General features: G+C 67.0%; 16 protein-coding genes (1 of these 16 only partly in view). 8 read left to right on the forward strand and 8 right to left on the reverse strand.

Features of this window, described 5'->3' with window-relative positions:
• Positions 1-251: 251 nt before the first annotated feature.
• The 4 genes from C995_RS0112865 to thiD form a co-directional block, all read right to left on the reverse strand.
• Positions 252-1,067 carry a sulfite exporter TauE/SafE family protein gene (locus tag C995_RS0112865; RefSeq protein WP_196800158.1) on the reverse strand — a complete coding sequence of 272 codons (816 nt, stop codon included), beginning with the start codon at positions 1,065-1,067 and terminating at the stop codon, positions 252-254.
• A 372-nt stretch (positions 1,068-1,439) separates the two neighbouring features.
• Complete coding sequence (hemL, locus tag C995_RS0112870; RefSeq protein ID WP_018865332.1) at positions 1,440-2,717, reverse strand: glutamate-1-semialdehyde 2,1-aminomutase; 1,278 nt, start codon at positions 2,715-2,717, stop codon at positions 1,440-1,442.
• Positions 2,718-2,798: 81 nt separating this feature from the next.
• Positions 2,799-3,443: a thiamine phosphate synthase gene (gene thiE / locus C995_RS0112875; protein ID WP_026279118.1), complete on the reverse strand. Its 645-nt coding sequence runs from the start codon at positions 3,441-3,443 to the stop codon at positions 2,799-2,801.
• The gene (thiD, locus tag C995_RS0112880; RefSeq protein WP_018865334.1) at positions 3,433-4,221 is read right to left on the reverse strand and encodes a bifunctional hydroxymethylpyrimidine kinase/phosphomethylpyrimidine kinase; all 789 of its coding nucleotides are present in this window, start codon (positions 4,219-4,221) and stop codon (positions 3,433-3,435) included. The genes thiE and thiD overlap by 11 nt, the downstream gene beginning before the upstream one ends.
• A gap of 84 nt (positions 4,222-4,305) precedes the next feature.
• Here thiD and C995_RS0112885 point away from each other — a divergent pair, with 84 nt between their 5' ends.
• Positions 4,306-4,752: a hypothetical protein gene (locus C995_RS0112885; RefSeq protein ID WP_018865335.1), complete on the forward strand. Its 447-nt coding sequence runs from the start codon at positions 4,306-4,308 to the stop codon at positions 4,750-4,752.
• Here the strand turns inward: C995_RS0112885 and C995_RS0112890 are convergent.
• Positions 4,745-5,431, reverse strand: a complete 687-nt coding sequence (locus C995_RS0112890; protein WP_018865336.1) for an HAD family phosphatase — start codon at positions 5,429-5,431, stop codon at positions 4,745-4,747. The two genes, C995_RS0112885 and C995_RS0112890, sit on opposite strands and share 8 nt — an antisense overlap.
• A gap of 448 nt (positions 5,432-5,879) precedes the next feature.
• Between C995_RS0112890 and C995_RS0112895 the strand changes: the two genes are divergently transcribed.
• Together C995_RS0112895 and ptsP are read left to right on the forward strand one after the other, a co-directional pair.
• Entirely contained in the window at positions 5,880-6,446 is a 567-nt protein-coding gene (locus tag C995_RS0112895; protein ID WP_018865337.1) for an RNA pyrophosphohydrolase, read from the forward strand.
• Between the two features lie 20 nt (positions 6,447-6,466).
• On the forward strand, positions 6,467-8,734 hold the full coding sequence (gene ptsP / locus C995_RS0112900; RefSeq protein ID WP_018865338.1) for a phosphoenolpyruvate--protein phosphotransferase: 2,268 nt from the start codon (positions 6,467-6,469) through the stop codon (positions 8,732-8,734).
• A 9-nt stretch (positions 8,735-8,743) separates the two neighbouring features.
• On the opposite strand, the gene C995_RS0112905 is transcribed toward ptsP, so the two are convergent.
• Together C995_RS0112905 and C995_RS0112910 are read right to left on the reverse strand one after the other, a co-directional pair.
• Positions 8,744-9,262 (reverse strand): CopD family protein, encoded by a 519-nt coding sequence (locus tag C995_RS0112905; RefSeq protein ID WP_018649256.1) that lies wholly within the window; start codon positions 9,260-9,262, stop codon positions 8,744-8,746.
• 36 nt (positions 9,263-9,298) lie between these two features.
• Positions 9,299-9,814, reverse strand: a complete 516-nt coding sequence (locus tag C995_RS0112910; RefSeq protein WP_018865339.1) for a peroxiredoxin — start codon at positions 9,812-9,814, stop codon at positions 9,299-9,301.
• Positions 9,815-9,914: 100 nt separating this feature from the next.
• Here C995_RS0112910 and argC point away from each other — a divergent pair, with 100 nt between their 5' ends.
• From argC to erpA, 4 genes are all read left to right on the forward strand, one after another.
• A complete protein-coding gene (argC, locus tag C995_RS0112915; protein WP_026279119.1) occupies positions 9,915-10,970 on the forward strand; it encodes an N-acetyl-gamma-glutamyl-phosphate reductase in 1,056 nt (351 codons plus the stop codon).
• A 15-nt stretch (positions 10,971-10,985) separates the two neighbouring features.
• Positions 10,986-11,747, forward strand: coding sequence for a DUF6776 family protein (locus C995_RS0112920; RefSeq protein ID WP_018865341.1), 762 nt, complete (start codon positions 10,986-10,988; stop codon positions 11,745-11,747).
• Entirely contained in the window at positions 11,744-12,175 is a 432-nt protein-coding gene (locus tag C995_RS0112925) for a polymer-forming cytoskeletal protein (RefSeq protein WP_018865342.1), read from the forward strand. Before C995_RS0112920 ends, C995_RS0112925 begins: the two co-directional genes overlap by 4 nt.
• A 91-nt stretch (positions 12,176-12,266) precedes the next feature.
• Positions 12,267-12,647 (forward strand): iron-sulfur cluster insertion protein ErpA, encoded by a 381-nt coding sequence (erpA, locus tag C995_RS0112930; protein ID WP_018865343.1) that lies wholly within the window; start codon positions 12,267-12,269, stop codon positions 12,645-12,647.
• Between the two features lie 55 nt (positions 12,648-12,702).
• Here the strand turns inward: erpA and C995_RS0112935 are convergent, their stop codons facing one another.
• Positions 12,703-13,845, reverse strand: coding sequence for an anhydro-N-acetylmuramic acid kinase (locus C995_RS0112935; protein ID WP_026279121.1), 1,143 nt, complete (start codon positions 13,843-13,845; stop codon positions 12,703-12,705).
• A gap of 177 nt (positions 13,846-14,022) precedes the next feature.
• On the opposite strand from C995_RS0112935, the gene tyrS reads away from it, so the two are divergent.
• On the forward strand, positions 14,023-15,000 hold the 5' portion of the coding sequence (gene tyrS, locus C995_RS0112940) for a tyrosine--tRNA ligase (protein ID WP_018865345.1). The gene runs 231 nt beyond the window's last position; the window shows 978 of its 1,209 coding nt (coding positions 1-978); it begins with the start codon at positions 14,023-14,025; the stop codon falls past the right edge of the window.

Below are 15,000 nucleotides of genomic sequence, written 5' to 3' on the forward strand. Positions count from 1 at the left end.
AGCGAGTTTCAGCGCCGCCGGCCCGAGGGCCCTGGAGCAAGGTCCCCGGGCGGAATCCGGGTGCCCTTCTTTGGGTACTTTCTTGGGCAAGCAAGAAAGTACCTCGCGGCGCGCTGGCGAGACAGCGCATGGCAGGCGGTCGGCCGAAGCCACCGAAAACACCGACGACGAACCAGGCCCAGCTATCAACCAGTAAGACGAAGGCGCGCAACCATTCGGGCGTGCGCGGGGTGACCGCTGAGGAGTACGGGCTATCGCAGGAGCATCAGGATGCCGGCGAGGATCAGCACGCCGGCGAAGCCGCGTCGGAGGACGCCCACCGGCAGATAGTGCGCCAGCCAGACACCCGCACGTACGCTGATGGCCGTGCCGACGACCACGCCGAGGATGGCCGGCAGATAGAGGTAACCCAGCGCCCACTCAGGCGCCTGGTAGGTCGGATCGGTCCACTGTGGCAGGGCGAACACCAGGCTCGCGCCGATGGAGATGGGCACGCCGAGGGCCGCGGCCGAGCCGATCGCGCGGCGCAGTTCCAGCCCCTGGCTGACCAGGAACGGGGTGGTCAGCGTGCCGCCGCCGATGCCGATCAGCGAGGAGACGGCCCCGATCACGGTGCCGCCGCCCAGCCATACGCTGCGTCGGGGTATGGGCGCCTTCGGGGGCTGAACGTTCACCAGCATCCAGATCCCGATCGCGACCTCGAAGGCGCCGAAGATGCGCCCCAGGTGGTCGGAGTCGATGCGTGTGGCCAGCCAGGCCCCGAGCAGGGCCCCGACGATGATGCCGGGCAGCAGGCGGCGCACAGCCGTGCCGTCTACCCCGCCGCGGCGGTGGTGGGCGCGGGCCGACAGGATCGCGGTGGGGATGATGGCGCCCAGCGAGGAGCCGACCGCGAGCTGTACCAGGCTGGCCGAGTCGAACGCCAGCAGGCTGAAGATCGCGACGAACACCGGCACCAGAATCAGCCCGCCGCCGATGCCGAACATCCCGGCCGGGATGCCGGCGACCAGCCCCAGGGCCACGAACAGCAGGCCCAGGCCTAGGGGAGCACTGATCAATGTACACACTCGCGTGGGCACCCTAGGTTTTCCGAGACAAGGCGCGCCGTGCAGCGGGTAGTGGTTCTACCCGCAAGCGGCGCAACGCAGGATCGGGGAACCTGGGGTACCAACCCCAAGGGGCTCGGCCGCCCGTTGTTATCAAAAACGGGCGCGGGAACGGCGTTTCGGCTCCCTTGTGCAGAATGACTGCACGGCAGTCGCCGAGCCTTGTTCGCACGCAAAAGCGACTCGAGCGCGAGCGTGTACATTGATCAGTGTTCCCCTGGTGGCGACTGGGTCAGGGTCTCGAGCATGAGCCGGTTGGGAGGGTGGGGGTGTCAGGCAGGGACCGAGCCGGCAAGCATGGAGCCGGCCGGCCCGGCGAGAGGGGGCAGGCGCTCAGAGCGCCTTGAAGCACTTGCGGGCGGCCTCGACGGTGGCGTCGAGGTCCGCGTCCGAGTGGGCGTTGGACATGAAACCGGCCTCGAAGGCACTGGGGGCCAGGTAGACGCCCTCGCCCAGCATCGCGTGGAAGAAGCGGCCGAAGGCGGCGGTGTCGCAGGCGGTGGCGCCGGCGAAGTCAGTGACCTTCTGGTCCGAGAAGAACAGGCCGAACATGCCCGGCACCTGGTTGGTGGTCAGGGCGACCCCGGCCTCGCGCGCGGCGTCCTCGAAGCCCGCGACGACCTTCTTGGTGCGCTGCTCCAGTTCGTCATGGAAGCCCGGACGGGACAGGACCTCCAGGGTCTTGAGCCCGGCGGTCATCGCGATCGGGTTTCCGGACAGGGTGCCGGCCTGGTAGACCGGGCCCAGCGGCGAGAGGTGTTCCATGATCGCGCGCTTGCCGCCGAAGGCCCCCACCGGCATGCCGCCGCCGATGATCTTGCCCAGCGTGGTCAGGTCCGGGGTCACACCGAGATAGCCCTGGGCGCAGTTCTTCGACACGCGGAAGCCGGTCATCACCTCGTCGAAGATCAGTACCGCGCCGTGCTGGTCACAGACCTCGCGCAGCGTCTCGAGAAAGCCCGGTTCCGGCGGGATGCAGTTCATGTTGCCGGCGATCGGCTCGACGATGATGCAGGCGACCTCGTCGCCCTTTTCGGCGAAGAAGGCGCGCACGCCGTCTGGGTCGTTGTAGGTCAGGGTGCTGGTCAGTGCGGCCAGCTCCTTCGGCACGCCGGGGGAGCTCGGCTGGCCGAGGGTCAGGGCGCCGGAGCCGGCCTTCACCAGCAGCGAGTCGCCATGGCCGTGGTAATTGCCCTCGAATTTCACGATGCGGTCGCGCCCGGTGTAGCCGCGCGCCAGCCGGATCGCGCTCATGGTCGCCTCGGAGCCCGAGTTGGTCATGCGCACCATGTCCATCGACGGCACCAGTTTGCAGACCTTCGCGGCCATGTCGTTTTCCAGCCGGGTCGGGCAGCCGAAGGACAGGCCGTTGTTGCAGGCCTCGCGCACCGCCTCGATCACCTCGGGGTGGGCGTGGCCGGCGACCATCGGGCCCCAGGAGCCGATGTAGTCGATGTAGCGCTGGCCGTCGGCGTCCCACATGTAGGCGCCGTTGGCGCGGTCCATGAAGATCGGGGTGCCGCCCACGCCCTTGAACGCGCGGACCGGGGAGTTCACGCCCCCGGGGATGTGCTGCTTGGCGGCCTCGAACAGACGCTCGGTTTCCTGCATGACGGTGTCCTGTTTTTCGTTGAGTTCGGGATTCGATAGGCCCGGCAACCATAGCGACGGCCGCGGGCGCGTGCAAAGGGGTCAGTCGAACAGGGTGCTGATGCGCCGGGCGGCGGCCTCCGGGGCGGGCGCGGCGCTGATGCCCTGGATCACGGCGACCAGATCCGCCCCGGCCGCGACCACCTCCGCCGCGTTGTCCGGGGTGATGCCGCCGATGCCGCAGATCGGCAGGTCCAGGGCCGCGCGTGCCTGGCGGATCAGCTCCGGCCCGGCATAGGCGGCCTGCGGCTTGGTCGGGGAGGCGAACAGGGTGCCGAAGGCGACATAGCTGGCACCGGCCCGGGCGGCGGCCTCGGCGCGCGCCAGCTCGTTGTAGCAGGAGACCCCGATGACCGCGTTCGGCCCCAGGAGCGTGCGGGCCGCGGCCGGGTCCGGGTCGTCACGGCCCAGATGCACGCCATCGGCCTGAATGCGCGCGGCCAGTTCGGTGTCGTCGTTGATGATGCAGCGCGCACCGTGCGTGTGGGCGAGGGCGACCAGCTCGCGGGCGATCGCCTCGCGCGCGTCGCCCGCGAGCTCCTTGTCGCGGAACTGGATCAGGCTGGCGCCGCCGCGCAGTGCAGCCGTGGCATGGGCGAGGTGGGTGGCGCGCGGGTCCGCGCCCTCCGGCACTGCGGGGGTAATGAAGTAAAGCCCGCGCAGGGGCGCTCGGCTGTCAGTCGTCATGCGGGCACAGGCGGTTGGGGATGTGCTGGCCGTGGCCGGGGGCATAGCCGCGGGCGATGGCATCGTTCATGAAGGCCTGGGCCTCGATCACGGCCGGTTCGATATCGCGGCCGCGGGCGAGGAAGGCGGCGATTGCCGCGGCCAGGGTGCAGCCGGAGCCGTGGAAGCCGGCCGGGTGGCGCGGCAGCTCGAAGGGGCGCACGTGGTCGTCCTCGCGGTAGAGGCGATTGATGATCGGGTCCTGCTCGGCGCCCTCGTGCCCGCCGGTGACCAGCACGTTGCGCGCGCCCAGCTGGCGCAGCTGGTGACCCCACTGCGCGGGGTCCTCGCTGCGGGCCAGGCGCGCGGCCTCGGGTCCGTTCGGGGTGATCAGCGTGGCGCGCGGCAGCAGGGCCTCGCGCGTGGCGTCGACCACCGCCTCGGTGGCTAGTGCCCCGCCGCCGCCGGCGACCATCACCGGGTCCAGTACCACCGGGATGTGTGGGTGCGCGCTCAGCAGCGCGGAGACGATGGTGACGTTCTCCACCGAGCCGAGCATGCCGATCTTGACCGCCGCGACCTCGAGATCCGCGAGGGTGACTTCGATCTGGGCGCGCAGCTGCTCCGGCGGCAGCACGGTGAAGTCCACTACGTTCCGGGTGTCCTGCACGGTGATTGCGGTCACTGCAGTGGCCCCGTGCACCCCGAGGCGTGTGAACGTGGTCAGGTCGGCCTGCAGGCCCGCGCCGCCACCGGGGTCGGAGCCGGCAATGGTCAGCGCGATCGGGGGATGATTCATGAATGGGGGCTCCCGTGGTAAGGTTGCGCGCGCCCCGGCACCCCCGGGGCGTTTCCAGTTATGAATCCCGGGAGTGTACGCAGCATGAGCCACGAGTTCGAAGTCGAGTCCCTCCGCCCCCTGGTTGCCGCCGCGAAGGCCGGTGGCACGCTGAATGCGGAGGTCGACCAGGCCCTGGCCGCGCTGGAGCAGGAGATCAACCGGATCGCCGCCGAGCTGCAGGTGGAGCACGTGGGCCCCGGGGTGGGCATGGCGGACATGAATGCCCAGCACGTCTATCGCCTGGTGATCCGCCAGCACGAGATCGATGTCACGCGGCACGAATGGAGCCTTTGGGTCTGCGACGCGCTGGACAACTGCGACTTCCGCGCGACCTGGCCGGTCACCGGCGCCGGCCGTTTGCGCCGCAAGCAGGTGGTGGCCGTGGTGCCGGAGCTCGTGACCGGCTACCGCGATGCGGTCGTGGCCGCCGGCAAGGGTGATGCCCCGGCCGCCCAGCGCCTGGACCAGATGGCCGGTCTGTTCAGCTGACCGAGCCCTCCGGCTCGCGCAGCGAGATCACCGGCCAGCCCCGTTCGCGGGCATGTGCGGCCAGGGTCGGGTCGGGGTCCACGGCCACCGGGCGGCCGACCTGTTCCAGTAGCGGGATGTCGTTGCGCGAGTCGCTGTAGAAGCTGGCCTGTGCGATGGTGCCCTCGGGGTCTGGGTGATCCGCGAGGTACTGGCGCAGACGCTCGATCTTGCCTTCCTGGAAGCAGGGCACGCCCGTCAGTTCACCGGTGAACTCCCCGTCCTCGCGCTCTTCCGCGAGGGTGGCGATCAGGTGATCCACGCCGAGGATCTCGGCGATCGGCTGGGTTACGAACTGGTTCGTCGCGGTGATGATTACCAGCTCGTCGCCAGCCACCCGGTGCTTTTCCAGCAGGTGCTGAGCCCCGGGGGCGATCATCGGGCGGATCAGCGTCTCGATGAACCGTTCCCGCCATTCTTCCAGCTGCGAGCGCGGGTGCTCGGCCAGCGGGCTGAACGCGAAGCGGCAGAACTCGTGGATATCGAGGGTCCCCGCGACATACTCCTGGTAGAAGTGGTCATTGGTCTCGGCGTGACAGGTCGGGTGCACGGCGCCCACCTCGGCCAGGAACTGGTTCCAGGCGTGATCGCTGTCGCCGGCGAGCAGGGTGTTGTCGAGGTCGAACAGGGCCAGGTTCATGGATCGCTCCGCGGATTAGGGGTCGCGCTGGGAAGACGGCGGGAGTTTACCGGGGCCTGACTTCGCACGCAGCTTTGCCTGTCCTGCCACGGGGGATGCGTGGGAAACACTGATTAATGTACACGCTCGCTGCTTCGTCGCTTTTGCGTGCGAACAAGGCGCGGTGACTGCCGTGCAGTCATTCTGCACAAGGGAACCGCAACGCCGTTCCCGCGCCCGTTTTTGATAACAACGGGCGGCTGAGCCCCTTCGGGGTTGGCACCCCAGGTTCCCCGATCCTGCGTTGCGCCGCTTGCCGGTAGAACCACTACCGGCTGCGCACCGCACCTTGCCTCGGAAAACCTGGGGTACCAACGCGAGTGTGTACATTCATCAGCGTTTCCCAAGGTCTTTGCCGCGGGGCCTCGGGCTGTGGAACAATGCAATCAGTGAAGAAAGCGTCTGGTTGATGCAAGTGATTGATTGTGAGGGGTATAGAGCCAACGTAGGCATCATCCTGTGCAATCGGGAGCGCCAGCTGTTCTGGGGCAAGCGCGTGGGCCAGGACGCCTGGCAGTTTCCCCAGGGCGGTATCCGCGCGGAAGAGACGCCGGAGCAGGCGATGTACCGCGAGTTGCGCGAGGAGACAGGCCTGCTGCCCGAGCATGTCGAGGTGCTCGGCAATACCCAGCACTGGCTGCGTTACCGCCTGCCGGAGCGCATGGTGCGGCGTCACCGCCGTCCGGTCTGCATCGGCCAGAAACAGCGCTGGTTCCTGTTACGGATGATGGGCAACGAGAGCGACGTGATCCTGGATGCGATGGGTACCCCCGAATTCGACGACTGGCGCTGGATCGACTACTGGCGTCCGGCACGCGAGGTCGTGCATTTCAAGCGCCAGGTCTATCGCCGCGCGCTGTGCGAACTGGTGCCGCTGATGTTCCCGGAGCTGGAAGCCCGGCGACCGCGCAAGGTCCACGGACGTGATGCCAGCGATCAGGCCCCGTCACAGGTTTCCCCGGTGTCGCCACGTTGACGAACCCGAATCCCCCCTCGATGCTGGAGGTCCTGCGCCGCGTGGTGCAGGAGGTGAATGGCGCCGCTGATTTCTTCGAAGCGCTGCACATTATCGTCACCCGCGTGAAGGCCGCGCTGGATATCGATGTCTGCTCCATCTACCTGAAGTCGCCGCAGTCGGGCCGCCTGGTGCTGATGGCGTCGGAGGGCCTGCGCGAGGAATCCATCGGGCATGTGGAGATGGATCCCTCCGAAGGCCTGGTGGGGCTGGTCGCCTCGCGCGCCGAGCCGGTCAACCTGGACAGTGCCCAGGATCACCCGCGCTTTCGCTATTTCCCGGAGACCGGCGAGGAGCACTTCCTGGCCTTTCTCGGGGTGCCGATCATCCACCAGCGCAACCTGCTGGGGGTGCTGGTCGTGCAGCAGCACCAGGCACGCAAGTTCGATGACGAGCACGTCTCCTTTCTGATCACCCTGGCCGCGCAGCTGGCCGGTGCGATCGCCTACGCGGAATTCAACGACGAGATCTCCTCCGAGACCCCGCTGATCGGGCACGTCAATGTCGAGGCGACCGGGATCGCCGGTTCCCCCGGGGTCGCGATCGGCCGGGCCGTGGTCGCCTATCGGCTCGCGGATCTCGACTCCATCCCGGATCGCGAGGGCGTTGGGGTCGACGAGGAACTCGAGCGCTTCGGCAAGGCGGTGGCTGACACGCGCACCGAGATCGAGGATCTCAAGCAGCGTATGGGCGAGGCGCTCGGCGCGGACGAGCAGGTGTTGTTCGACGCCTACCTGATGTTGCTGGGTTCGGATTCCCTGGTCCACAAGACCGAGGCGCGTATTCGCAACGGTCAGTGGGCCCCGGCTGCCCTGCGCGACACCGTGCGCGAGAGCGTTCGCGTGTTCGACGACATGGAAGACCCGTACCTGCGCGAGCGCGCGGCCGATGTGCGGGACCTGGGCCGACGGGTGCTGTCGCATCTGCTGCCGGCCGAGCGCAGCCAGGAGGAATTCCCGGATGGCGGCATCCTGGTGGGTGATGACCTGACCGCATCGCACCTGGCCGAGGTGCCGATCGAGCGCCTGGGGGCGATGGTCTCCGCCAAGGGCACCGGTTCCTCGCATATCGCGATCCTGGCGCGGGCGCTCAATATCCCGGCGGTGATGGGGGTCTCGGAACTGCCGGTGGGCCGCCTGGAGAACCGCGAGATCCTGGTCGACGGCTATCGTGGCCGGTTGTTCGTGAACCCCAATGCGGAGTTGCGCACCGAGTTCGAGCGCCTGGTGCGCGAGGAGCGCGAGCTGGCCGAGGACCTGCGGGCGCTGGCCAAGGACCCGGCGGCCACCCGCGACGGCGTGGCGGTTCCGGTGCTGGCGAACTCCGGGTTGCTGGCCGATATCAAGCCGTCGCTGGAATCCGGGGCCGAGGGTGTGGGGCTTTATCGCACCGAGGTCCCGTTCATGATCCGCGACCGCTTCCCCGGGGAGGAGGAGCAGGTCCAGCTCTACGAACAGGTGCTGGCGTCATTCGACCCGATGCCGGTGACCCTGCGGACCCTGGATATCGGCGGCGACAAGGCCCTGCCGTACTTCCCGGTCAAGGAGGACAACCCGTTCCTCGGCTGGCGCGGCATCCGCATCTCGCTGGACCACCCGGAGATCTTCCTGACCCAGCTGCGGGCGATGCTCAAGGCGAGCCGGTCACACGGCAATCTGCAGATCCTGTTCCCGATGATCTCGGCGCTGGACGAGCTGAAGGGGGCCATGACACTGCTCAACCGGGCCCGCGAGGAACTGCTGGACGAGGGTTTCATGATCCCGATGCCCAAGGTCGGGGTGATGGTCGAGGTCCCGGCGGCGGTCTATCTGTCGGAGACGCTGGCGCGGCGGGTGGACTTCCTGTCGGTGGGGACCAATGACCTGGTGCAGTACCTGCTGGCGGTGGATCGCAACAACGCGCGCGTGGCCAATCTCTATGACACCCTGCACCCGGCCTGCATCCGCGCATTGGAGATCATCACCGACGGGGCGCACCGGGCGGGCAAGCCGGTCAGCGTCTGCGGCGAGATGGCGGCCGATCCGGCCGCGGTGATCCTGCTGCTGGGGATGGGGATCGACAGCCTCAGTGTCAGCGTCTCCGCGATCCCGCGGGTGAAGTGGGTGATCCGCAGCTTCTCCACGGATCGCGCCGAGGCGCTGCTGGCCCAGTGCCGCATGCTGGAGAACGCGGAGCAGATTCGTTCGCTGCTGAACAATGCCCTGGTGCAGGCCGGGCTAGGCGGGCTGGTGCGCGCGGGCAAGAACTGAGTCGTTGCGTCAGGCGGCCTCGCGCCGGCGCTTCCACCACCCGATCAGTGCGGCCAGCACAAAGATCGCCAGTACGACCCCGATCGCGATCAGCGCATCCTCGATGGAGCGGTTGATCACCAACACCACCACCCCGACCAGGATCGGCACCGGAAACTCGTTGAACCAGCGAAACCAGGTGTGTTCGCGACGGTTCAGGTCATCCCGAAAGTCGCGCACGATCCAGCCGCACCAGATGTGATAGATCACCAGCAGCGCCACCAGCGTCAGCTTGAAGTGCATCCAGGGCTCGTTCAGGTACCCCGGGATCAGGGCCAGCATGGCCCCGCCAAACGCGATGGTCAGCACCCCGCCGGGCGTCATGATCCCGTAGAACAGCTTGCGCTCCATGATCTTGAAGCGCTCGTGACCCAGGGCGTCGTCGGTCATCGCGTGATAGACGAACAGCCTTGGCAGATAGAACAGCCCGGCGAACCAGGTGACCATGAAGATTACGTGCAGGCTGAGCAGCCAGTTGTAGGCTTCCATGCTTCAGATCTCCCAGGGGTGCCGGTGGTGGTTGGCTCAGGACAGCCAGCGCTGCAGGTGGCGTTCGATCTGCTCGAAGTCCGGATCGCCCAGTTTCTGGTAGACGATGCGGCCGCCGGGCGAGATCACGAACGTGGTCGGGGTCAGGCGCACGCCGCCGAACGCCTGCGACATGCCGTCCTCAGCGTCATGGATCACCTTGTAGGGCATCTCGCGGTCCTCGCGCATCGACTCCACCCGGTTGATCGGGTCATAGGAGACGGCGACGGCCAGCAACTCGAAGCCCTTCTCGGCGTAGGTCTCGTGCAGGTGGATCAGCTTCGGGATCTCGCGCACGCAGGACGGACAGTTGGTGGCCCAGAAGGAGATCATCACCGGGCGCCCCTCGTAGTCCGACAATGAAACCTCCTCGCCATCGAGGGTCGTGGCAGTGAATTCCGGCGCCGGGCGCATGCCGTCATCGGTCAGCCAGATGGCCAGGGCAACCCCAATCAGGGCCAGGATGAAGATGCCGCCAATGATGGCCTTGCGGTCGATACGAAAGCTGCTCATGGGTACAGGGGTCCCTGTTGGTTCGAATGATCGCCGGATTCGACTGGCCTGAGTGGGCCTTCGTTCCGTGCTCTGTGGTAAGCCGGTATCATGCCGCAGCATGACGGCAACGACCAATAGCAAACCTATCCGCATCGGGGTTGTCGGTGCGACCGGGTACACCGGCGTGGAGTTGCTGCGCCTGCTGGCCCGACACCCTTCGGCGGAGCTGGCGGTGGTGACCTCGCGCGGCGAGGCCGGGACCGCGGTCGCCGATCTGTTCCCCAGTCTGCGCGGGGCCGTGGATGCGGTCTTTCGCGAGCCGGACCCCGACGTGCTGGGCGAGTGCGACGTGGTGTTCTTTGCCACGCCGCATGGCGTGGCACATGCGATGGCCGGTGCGCTGCTGGAGCGCGGGGTGCGGGTGATCGACCTGTCGGCCGACTTTCGTATACGTGACCCGGAGCTGTGGGCGCACTGGTATGGCCAGGCGCACGGGGCCCCGGAGTATCTCGACGAGGCGGTTTACGGGCTGCCGGAGATCCATCGTGACCGGATCCGTTCGGCGCGGCTGATTGCGGTGCCCGGTTGCTATCCGACGGCCGTGACGCTTGGTGTTCTGCCGCTGCTGGAGCAGGGACTGGTCGACCCGGCCGACGTGATCGCGGATGCCAAGAGTGGCGTCAGCGGTGCGGGGCGCAAGGCCCATGTGGGCGGCCTGTTTGCCGAGGTGCAGGAGAACTTCCGTGCCTATGCGGCCGGCGGGCACCGGCACTGGCCGGAGATTCACCAGACCCTGAGCGGTGTGGTCGGCGGCGAGGTCGGGCTGATCTTCCAGCCGCACCTGGTGCCAATGACGCGCGGCATCCATGCGACCCTCTATCTGCGGCCGCGACAAGCCGAGACCGACTGGCAGACCTGCTTCGAACAACGCTACGCCAACGAGCCGTTCGTCGACGTCCTGCCGCCGGGGTCGCATCCCGAGACGGCCAGCGTGCGGGGGACCAACCGCTGCCGGGTCGCGGTGGCACGGCCGCCGCACTCCGATCGTCTGGTGGTGCTGTCGGTGATCGACAACCTGGTCAAGGGTGCGGCCGGGCAGGCCGTGCAGAACATGAACCTCATGTTCGATTGCCCGGAGGACGAGGGGTTGCGCGAGCTGGCGGTCTTCCCCTGAGGGAAATACTGATTAATGTCCAAGCTTCCGACACCGGTGCCGCGGCGCCGTCCCCGGATCCCGCCGCCGCGGCCGGTGCGCCAGCGTCGGCGGCGCTGGGGGCTGGGCGCGTTGCTGCTGGCGCCTTTTCTGCTGGTGGCCGGGATCGGCGGCTGGTTGTGGATGCACTGGCCGGACGAGGTCGTGATTGATCCGCAGATGCGTATCGATGCCCTGACGGACGAGCTGCAGCAGGAGGTCGAGGCGCGCCGGCAGGCAGAGGCCGAGCAGCAGCGAGCGCTGCGGCGGCTGTCGCTGCTGGAGACCGAGATCGATGCCTACCGCGAGGATGTTGAGCGTCAGGAAGCCGAGCTCGCGCGGTTGCGGGACGAGGTGGCCTTCTACGAACGACTGGCGGAGAACAATGACGACGCGAGTCTGGGGCTGCGGGATCTGGCGCTGCAGTCGACGGGACAGTCCGGCGTCTGGGATGTGGTGTTCCAGGTCTATCGGCCGGGATTGAATCGGTCGCTGGATGTGCGCTGGTCGCTGGAGATTGTCGGGCGTTTCGAGGGGGACGACGAGGAAATAACCCTCGATCACGAAGACCTGGGTGTGGAGCAGGAACGCGACATCGAGGGGTTCCGCCTGCTGCGCAATGCGCGCGTGCGGGTCGTGTTGCCGGAGGGTTTCACCCCGGAAGCTGTAGTCGTTAGGGTGGAGCCGGAAGACGAGGATGGTCCCGACGCGGTGACGAAGCGCGGAGAGTGGGATCGTATGGCGGGAGAAGGGGCATGATCGGACGCAAGAAGGGGCGTGGCAACAAGCGCACACGCCGGGTCGACACCATGATCGGGGAGAATGCTGTGGTGCGCGGCGAGCTGGAATTCAGTGGCGGGCTTTATGTCGAGGGCCGCGTGGTCGGCAGTATCCGTGCGCCGAGCGACCCCTCCGCGGTGCTGATGGTGGCACCCCAGGGTGTGGTCGAAGGGCAGGTGATGGTGCCCCACCTGGTGGTGAATGGCGAGGTGCGCGGTGATATGCACATGAGTGAGTACGTCGAGCTCGGCGCGACCGCACGGCTGCACGGGCATCTGTATTACAAGAGTCTTCAGATCACCGAGGGCGCGAGTATCGACGGTCAGCTCGAACGAATGGAGGAGCCCTTGCAGGGCGAATTGGAGGAGCTTGCGGACCACAGCGCGCCGCAGGTTGCCTCTTCGTGAGGATGGCCCAGCATCATTCGTGGGGTATTCTTGACGCTGGCGGTCAGTATTCCGTAGCGTGAATGAAAATGATTCTTACAGGAGGCACCCAATGTCCGAAGCCATGACACCCAATACCGAGGCGGATATGGACATGGAGATCCCGAGCCCGCTGATCTTCACCGATGCCGCGGCGAGCAAGGTGAAGGGGCTGATCGAGGAGGAGAACAACGACAACCTCAAGCTGAGGGTGTTCGTCAGCGGTGGTGGTTGCTCCGGCTTCCAGTACGGCTTCACCTTCGACGAGACGGTTGGCGACGGCGATACCGTGGTCGAGAACGGCGGGGTGACGCTGCTGATCGATCCGATGAGTTTTCAGTACCTTGTGGGTGCCGAGATCGACTACACCGAAGGCCTGGAAGGTGCGCAGTTCGTGATTCGCAATCCGAATGCCACGACCACCTGCGGTTGCGGGTCCAGCTTCTCGGTCTGACCGGCAGAGCCGTTTCCGTACTGCCAGGGCCCGGCCGTTTCGGTCGGGCCCTTTTTCATGCCTGTCTCGATGCAGGGCCAGGCGCGCGGCCGGGGATCCGGCAGCCAAGGATACGCGGCCCTCGGGCCCCCGTAACCTCCGGCAGGTTGCCGGCTTCGTCGCGCAGATGCCGATACGCCAGCCAGGCAAAGGCGGCACCCTCCACCTGCTGGGGCGGTATGCCATGGCGTTCGGAGGTCTCGACTGTGCTGCCGGCGAGCTGGCTTCGCAGCCGTTCCATCAGGTAGCCGTTGTGGGCGCCGCCACCGCAGACAATAACGCGATGCGGTGCGGATGTGCGCAGGGATTCGAGCGTCAGACGTACCCCTTCCACCGTGAGTTCGACCAGGGTGGCCTGGATGTCCTCCGCGTTCAGGCGGTCGATCCGTTCGCCGCCGACCTGGCGAAGCCAGTGGGGCGAGAAATACTCGGGCCCCGTGCTCTTGGGGGCGGGGCGCAGGAAGTACGGGTCCGCGAGCAGCTGTTCCAGAAGCGGCCGGTCGATGTGTCCCGTGCGCGCCCAGGCGCCATCGGCATCGTAGGGCTGCCCCAGGTGTCGGTGGGCCCAGCCGTCCAGCAGGGTGTTGGCGGGGCCGCTGTCGCACCCGCGAACCGGCTGGTCCGGTTCCAGCCAGGTCAGGTTCGCGATCCCGCCGAGGTTCAGGATCGCCCGGGTTTCGCTCGGGTGCCCCAGCCAGTCTGCATGGAACGCGCAGGCCAGCGGCGCCCCTTCGCCTCCTGCCGCGAGGTCGCGCTGCCGAAAGTGCGCGATCACGTCGATGCCGGTGGCTTCGGCGATCCGGAACGGGTCGCCAATCTGCCAGGTGAAGGCGGGCTCGGCGCCCGGCGCATGGTGGACTGTTTGCCCGTGCGAGCCGATCGCCAGGATGTCCGCAGCCTGCAGGCCGGAGGATTCCAGGAGTTGTTGAACAGCGCGGGAGAGGAACAGCCCGACCCGGGCATCCAGGGTGCCCAGGTCTTCGAAGCGCAGGGTCTCGGTGGTCGCGGCAGCCGCGAGATCCCCTTCCAGCGAGTCCGGGTAAGGCAGGTGGCAGTGCCCCGTGGTGCGCAGCGGGCCCGTTTCGTCGATCTCGACCAGGACCGCGTCCACACCGTCCCGGCTCGTGCCGGACATCAATCCAATCAACCGCTGGGTCATCCGTATGCGTTCCTGTTCCGGTGGCGGAGTCATCTCGCTTCGTTGCGGGGTGCACGGTATCCTTGCGCCCTTTGCGCGCCCCGTGGGGGTGCGTTTGTAGCGAACCCAGCATTCTAGAGCGGAACGTTACCCTTCGCAGGCCAGGCCCCTGCGCGGGATCCGCCAAGGGCACAAGAGATGATCGAACTGGAAGAACAACTGGCGGTGTTTCGCCGCGGAGCAGACGAGATCCTGCTGGAGGAGGAGCTGCGCGAACGCCTGAAAGAGGGGCGTCCGCTGCGGATCAAGGCCGGCTTCGATCCCACCGCCCCGGACCTGCATCTCGGCCACACCGTGCTCATCAACAAGTTGCGGCAGCTGCAGGACCTCGGTCATCACATCATTTTCCTGATCGGCGACTTCACCGGGCGGATCGGAGACCCCTCTGGCAAGAACGCCACTCGTCCGCCGCTTTCCTCCGAGGACATCGAACGCAACGCCGCGACCTATCGCGAGCAGGTGTTTCGCATTCTGGACCCCGAGCGCACCGAGGTGGTCTTCAACTCGACCTGGATGGAACCGCTCGGGGCGGCGGGCATGGTGCAGCTCGCTTCCCGCCACACGGTGGCTCGGATGCTCGAGCGCGACGACTTTCACAAGCGCTACCACGATCACCAGCCGATCGCGATCCACGAGTTCCTGTACCCGCTGATCCAGGGTTATGACTCGGTCGCCCTGAAGGCGGATGTCGAACTCGGTGGGACCGACCAGAAGTTCAACCTGCTGGTCGGGCGCGAATTGCAGAAGCAGGAGGGCATGTCCCCCCAGGTCATCCTGACCATGCCCATCCTTGAAGGCCTCGATGGCATCCAGAAGATGAGCAAGTCGCTCGACAACTATATTGCCGTACAGGACACCCCGGATGACATGTTCGGCAAGCTGATGTCGATCTCCGATGAACTCATGTGGCGCTACTACGAGTTGCTCAGTCTCCGCCCCATGGACGAAGTGCGAGCCGCCCGGCGTGCCGCCGAGGCGGGCGAGCGCAATCCGCGTGATATCAAGTTCGAGCTCGGTCGCGAACTGGTGGATCGGTTCCATGGGCCGGGGAGAGGCGAGCAGGCCCAGGCCGCGTTCGTCGCCCGCTTCCAGAAGAACACGCTGCCCGATGATCTC

This window comes from Thioalkalivibrio sp. ARh3 (assembly GCF_000377265.1).
GTDB lineage: Bacteria > Pseudomonadota > Gammaproteobacteria > Ectothiorhodospirales > Ectothiorhodospiraceae > Thioalkalivibrio > Thioalkalivibrio thiocyanoxidans.

Bases quoted from the DNA above. Each gene is read 5' to 3' on its own strand.
- C995_RS0112925 (WP_018865342.1), top strand. From the start codon at position 11,744: ATGATCGGACGCAAGAAGGGGCGTGGCAACAAGCGCACACGCCGGGTC.
- erpA (WP_018865343.1), top strand. From the start codon at position 12,267: ATGTCCGAAGCCATGACACCCAATACCGAGGCGGATATGGACATGGAG.
- C995_RS0112910 (WP_018865339.1), bottom strand. From the start codon at position 9,814: ATGAGCAGCTTTCGTATCGACCGCAAGGCCATCATTGGCGGCATCTTC.
- C995_RS0112920 (WP_018865341.1), top strand. From the start codon at position 10,986: ATGTCCAAGCTTCCGACACCGGTGCCGCGGCGCCGTCCCCGGATCCCG.
- C995_RS0112890 (WP_018865336.1), bottom strand. From the start codon at position 5,431: ATGAACCTGGCCCTGTTCGACCTCGACAACACCCTGCTCGCCGGCGAC.
- C995_RS0112885 (WP_018865335.1), top strand. From the start codon at position 4,306: ATGAGCCACGAGTTCGAAGTCGAGTCCCTCCGCCCCCTGGTTGCCGCC.
- argC (WP_026279119.1), top strand. From the start codon at position 9,915: ATGACGGCAACGACCAATAGCAAACCTATCCGCATCGGGGTTGTCGGT.
- hemL (WP_018865332.1), bottom strand. From the start codon at position 2,717: ATGCAGGAAACCGAGCGTCTGTTCGAGGCCGCCAAGCAGCACATCCCC.
- C995_RS0112935 (WP_026279121.1), bottom strand. From the start codon at position 13,845: ATGACCCAGCGGTTGATTGGATTGATGTCCGGCACGAGCCGGGACGGT.
- ptsP (WP_018865338.1), top strand. From the start codon at position 6,467: ATGCTGGAGGTCCTGCGCCGCGTGGTGCAGGAGGTGAATGGCGCCGCT.
- thiE (WP_026279118.1), bottom strand. From the start codon at position 3,443: ATGACGACTGACAGCCGAGCGCCCCTGCGCGGGCTTTACTTCATTACC.
- C995_RS0112895 (WP_018865337.1), top strand. From the start codon at position 5,880: ATGCAAGTGATTGATTGTGAGGGGTATAGAGCCAACGTAGGCATCATC.
- C995_RS0112905 (WP_018649256.1), bottom strand. From the start codon at position 9,262: ATGGAAGCCTACAACTGGCTGCTCAGCCTGCACGTAATCTTCATGGTC.
- thiD (WP_018865334.1), bottom strand. From the start codon at position 4,221: ATGAATCATCCCCCGATCGCGCTGACCATTGCCGGCTCCGACCCCGGT.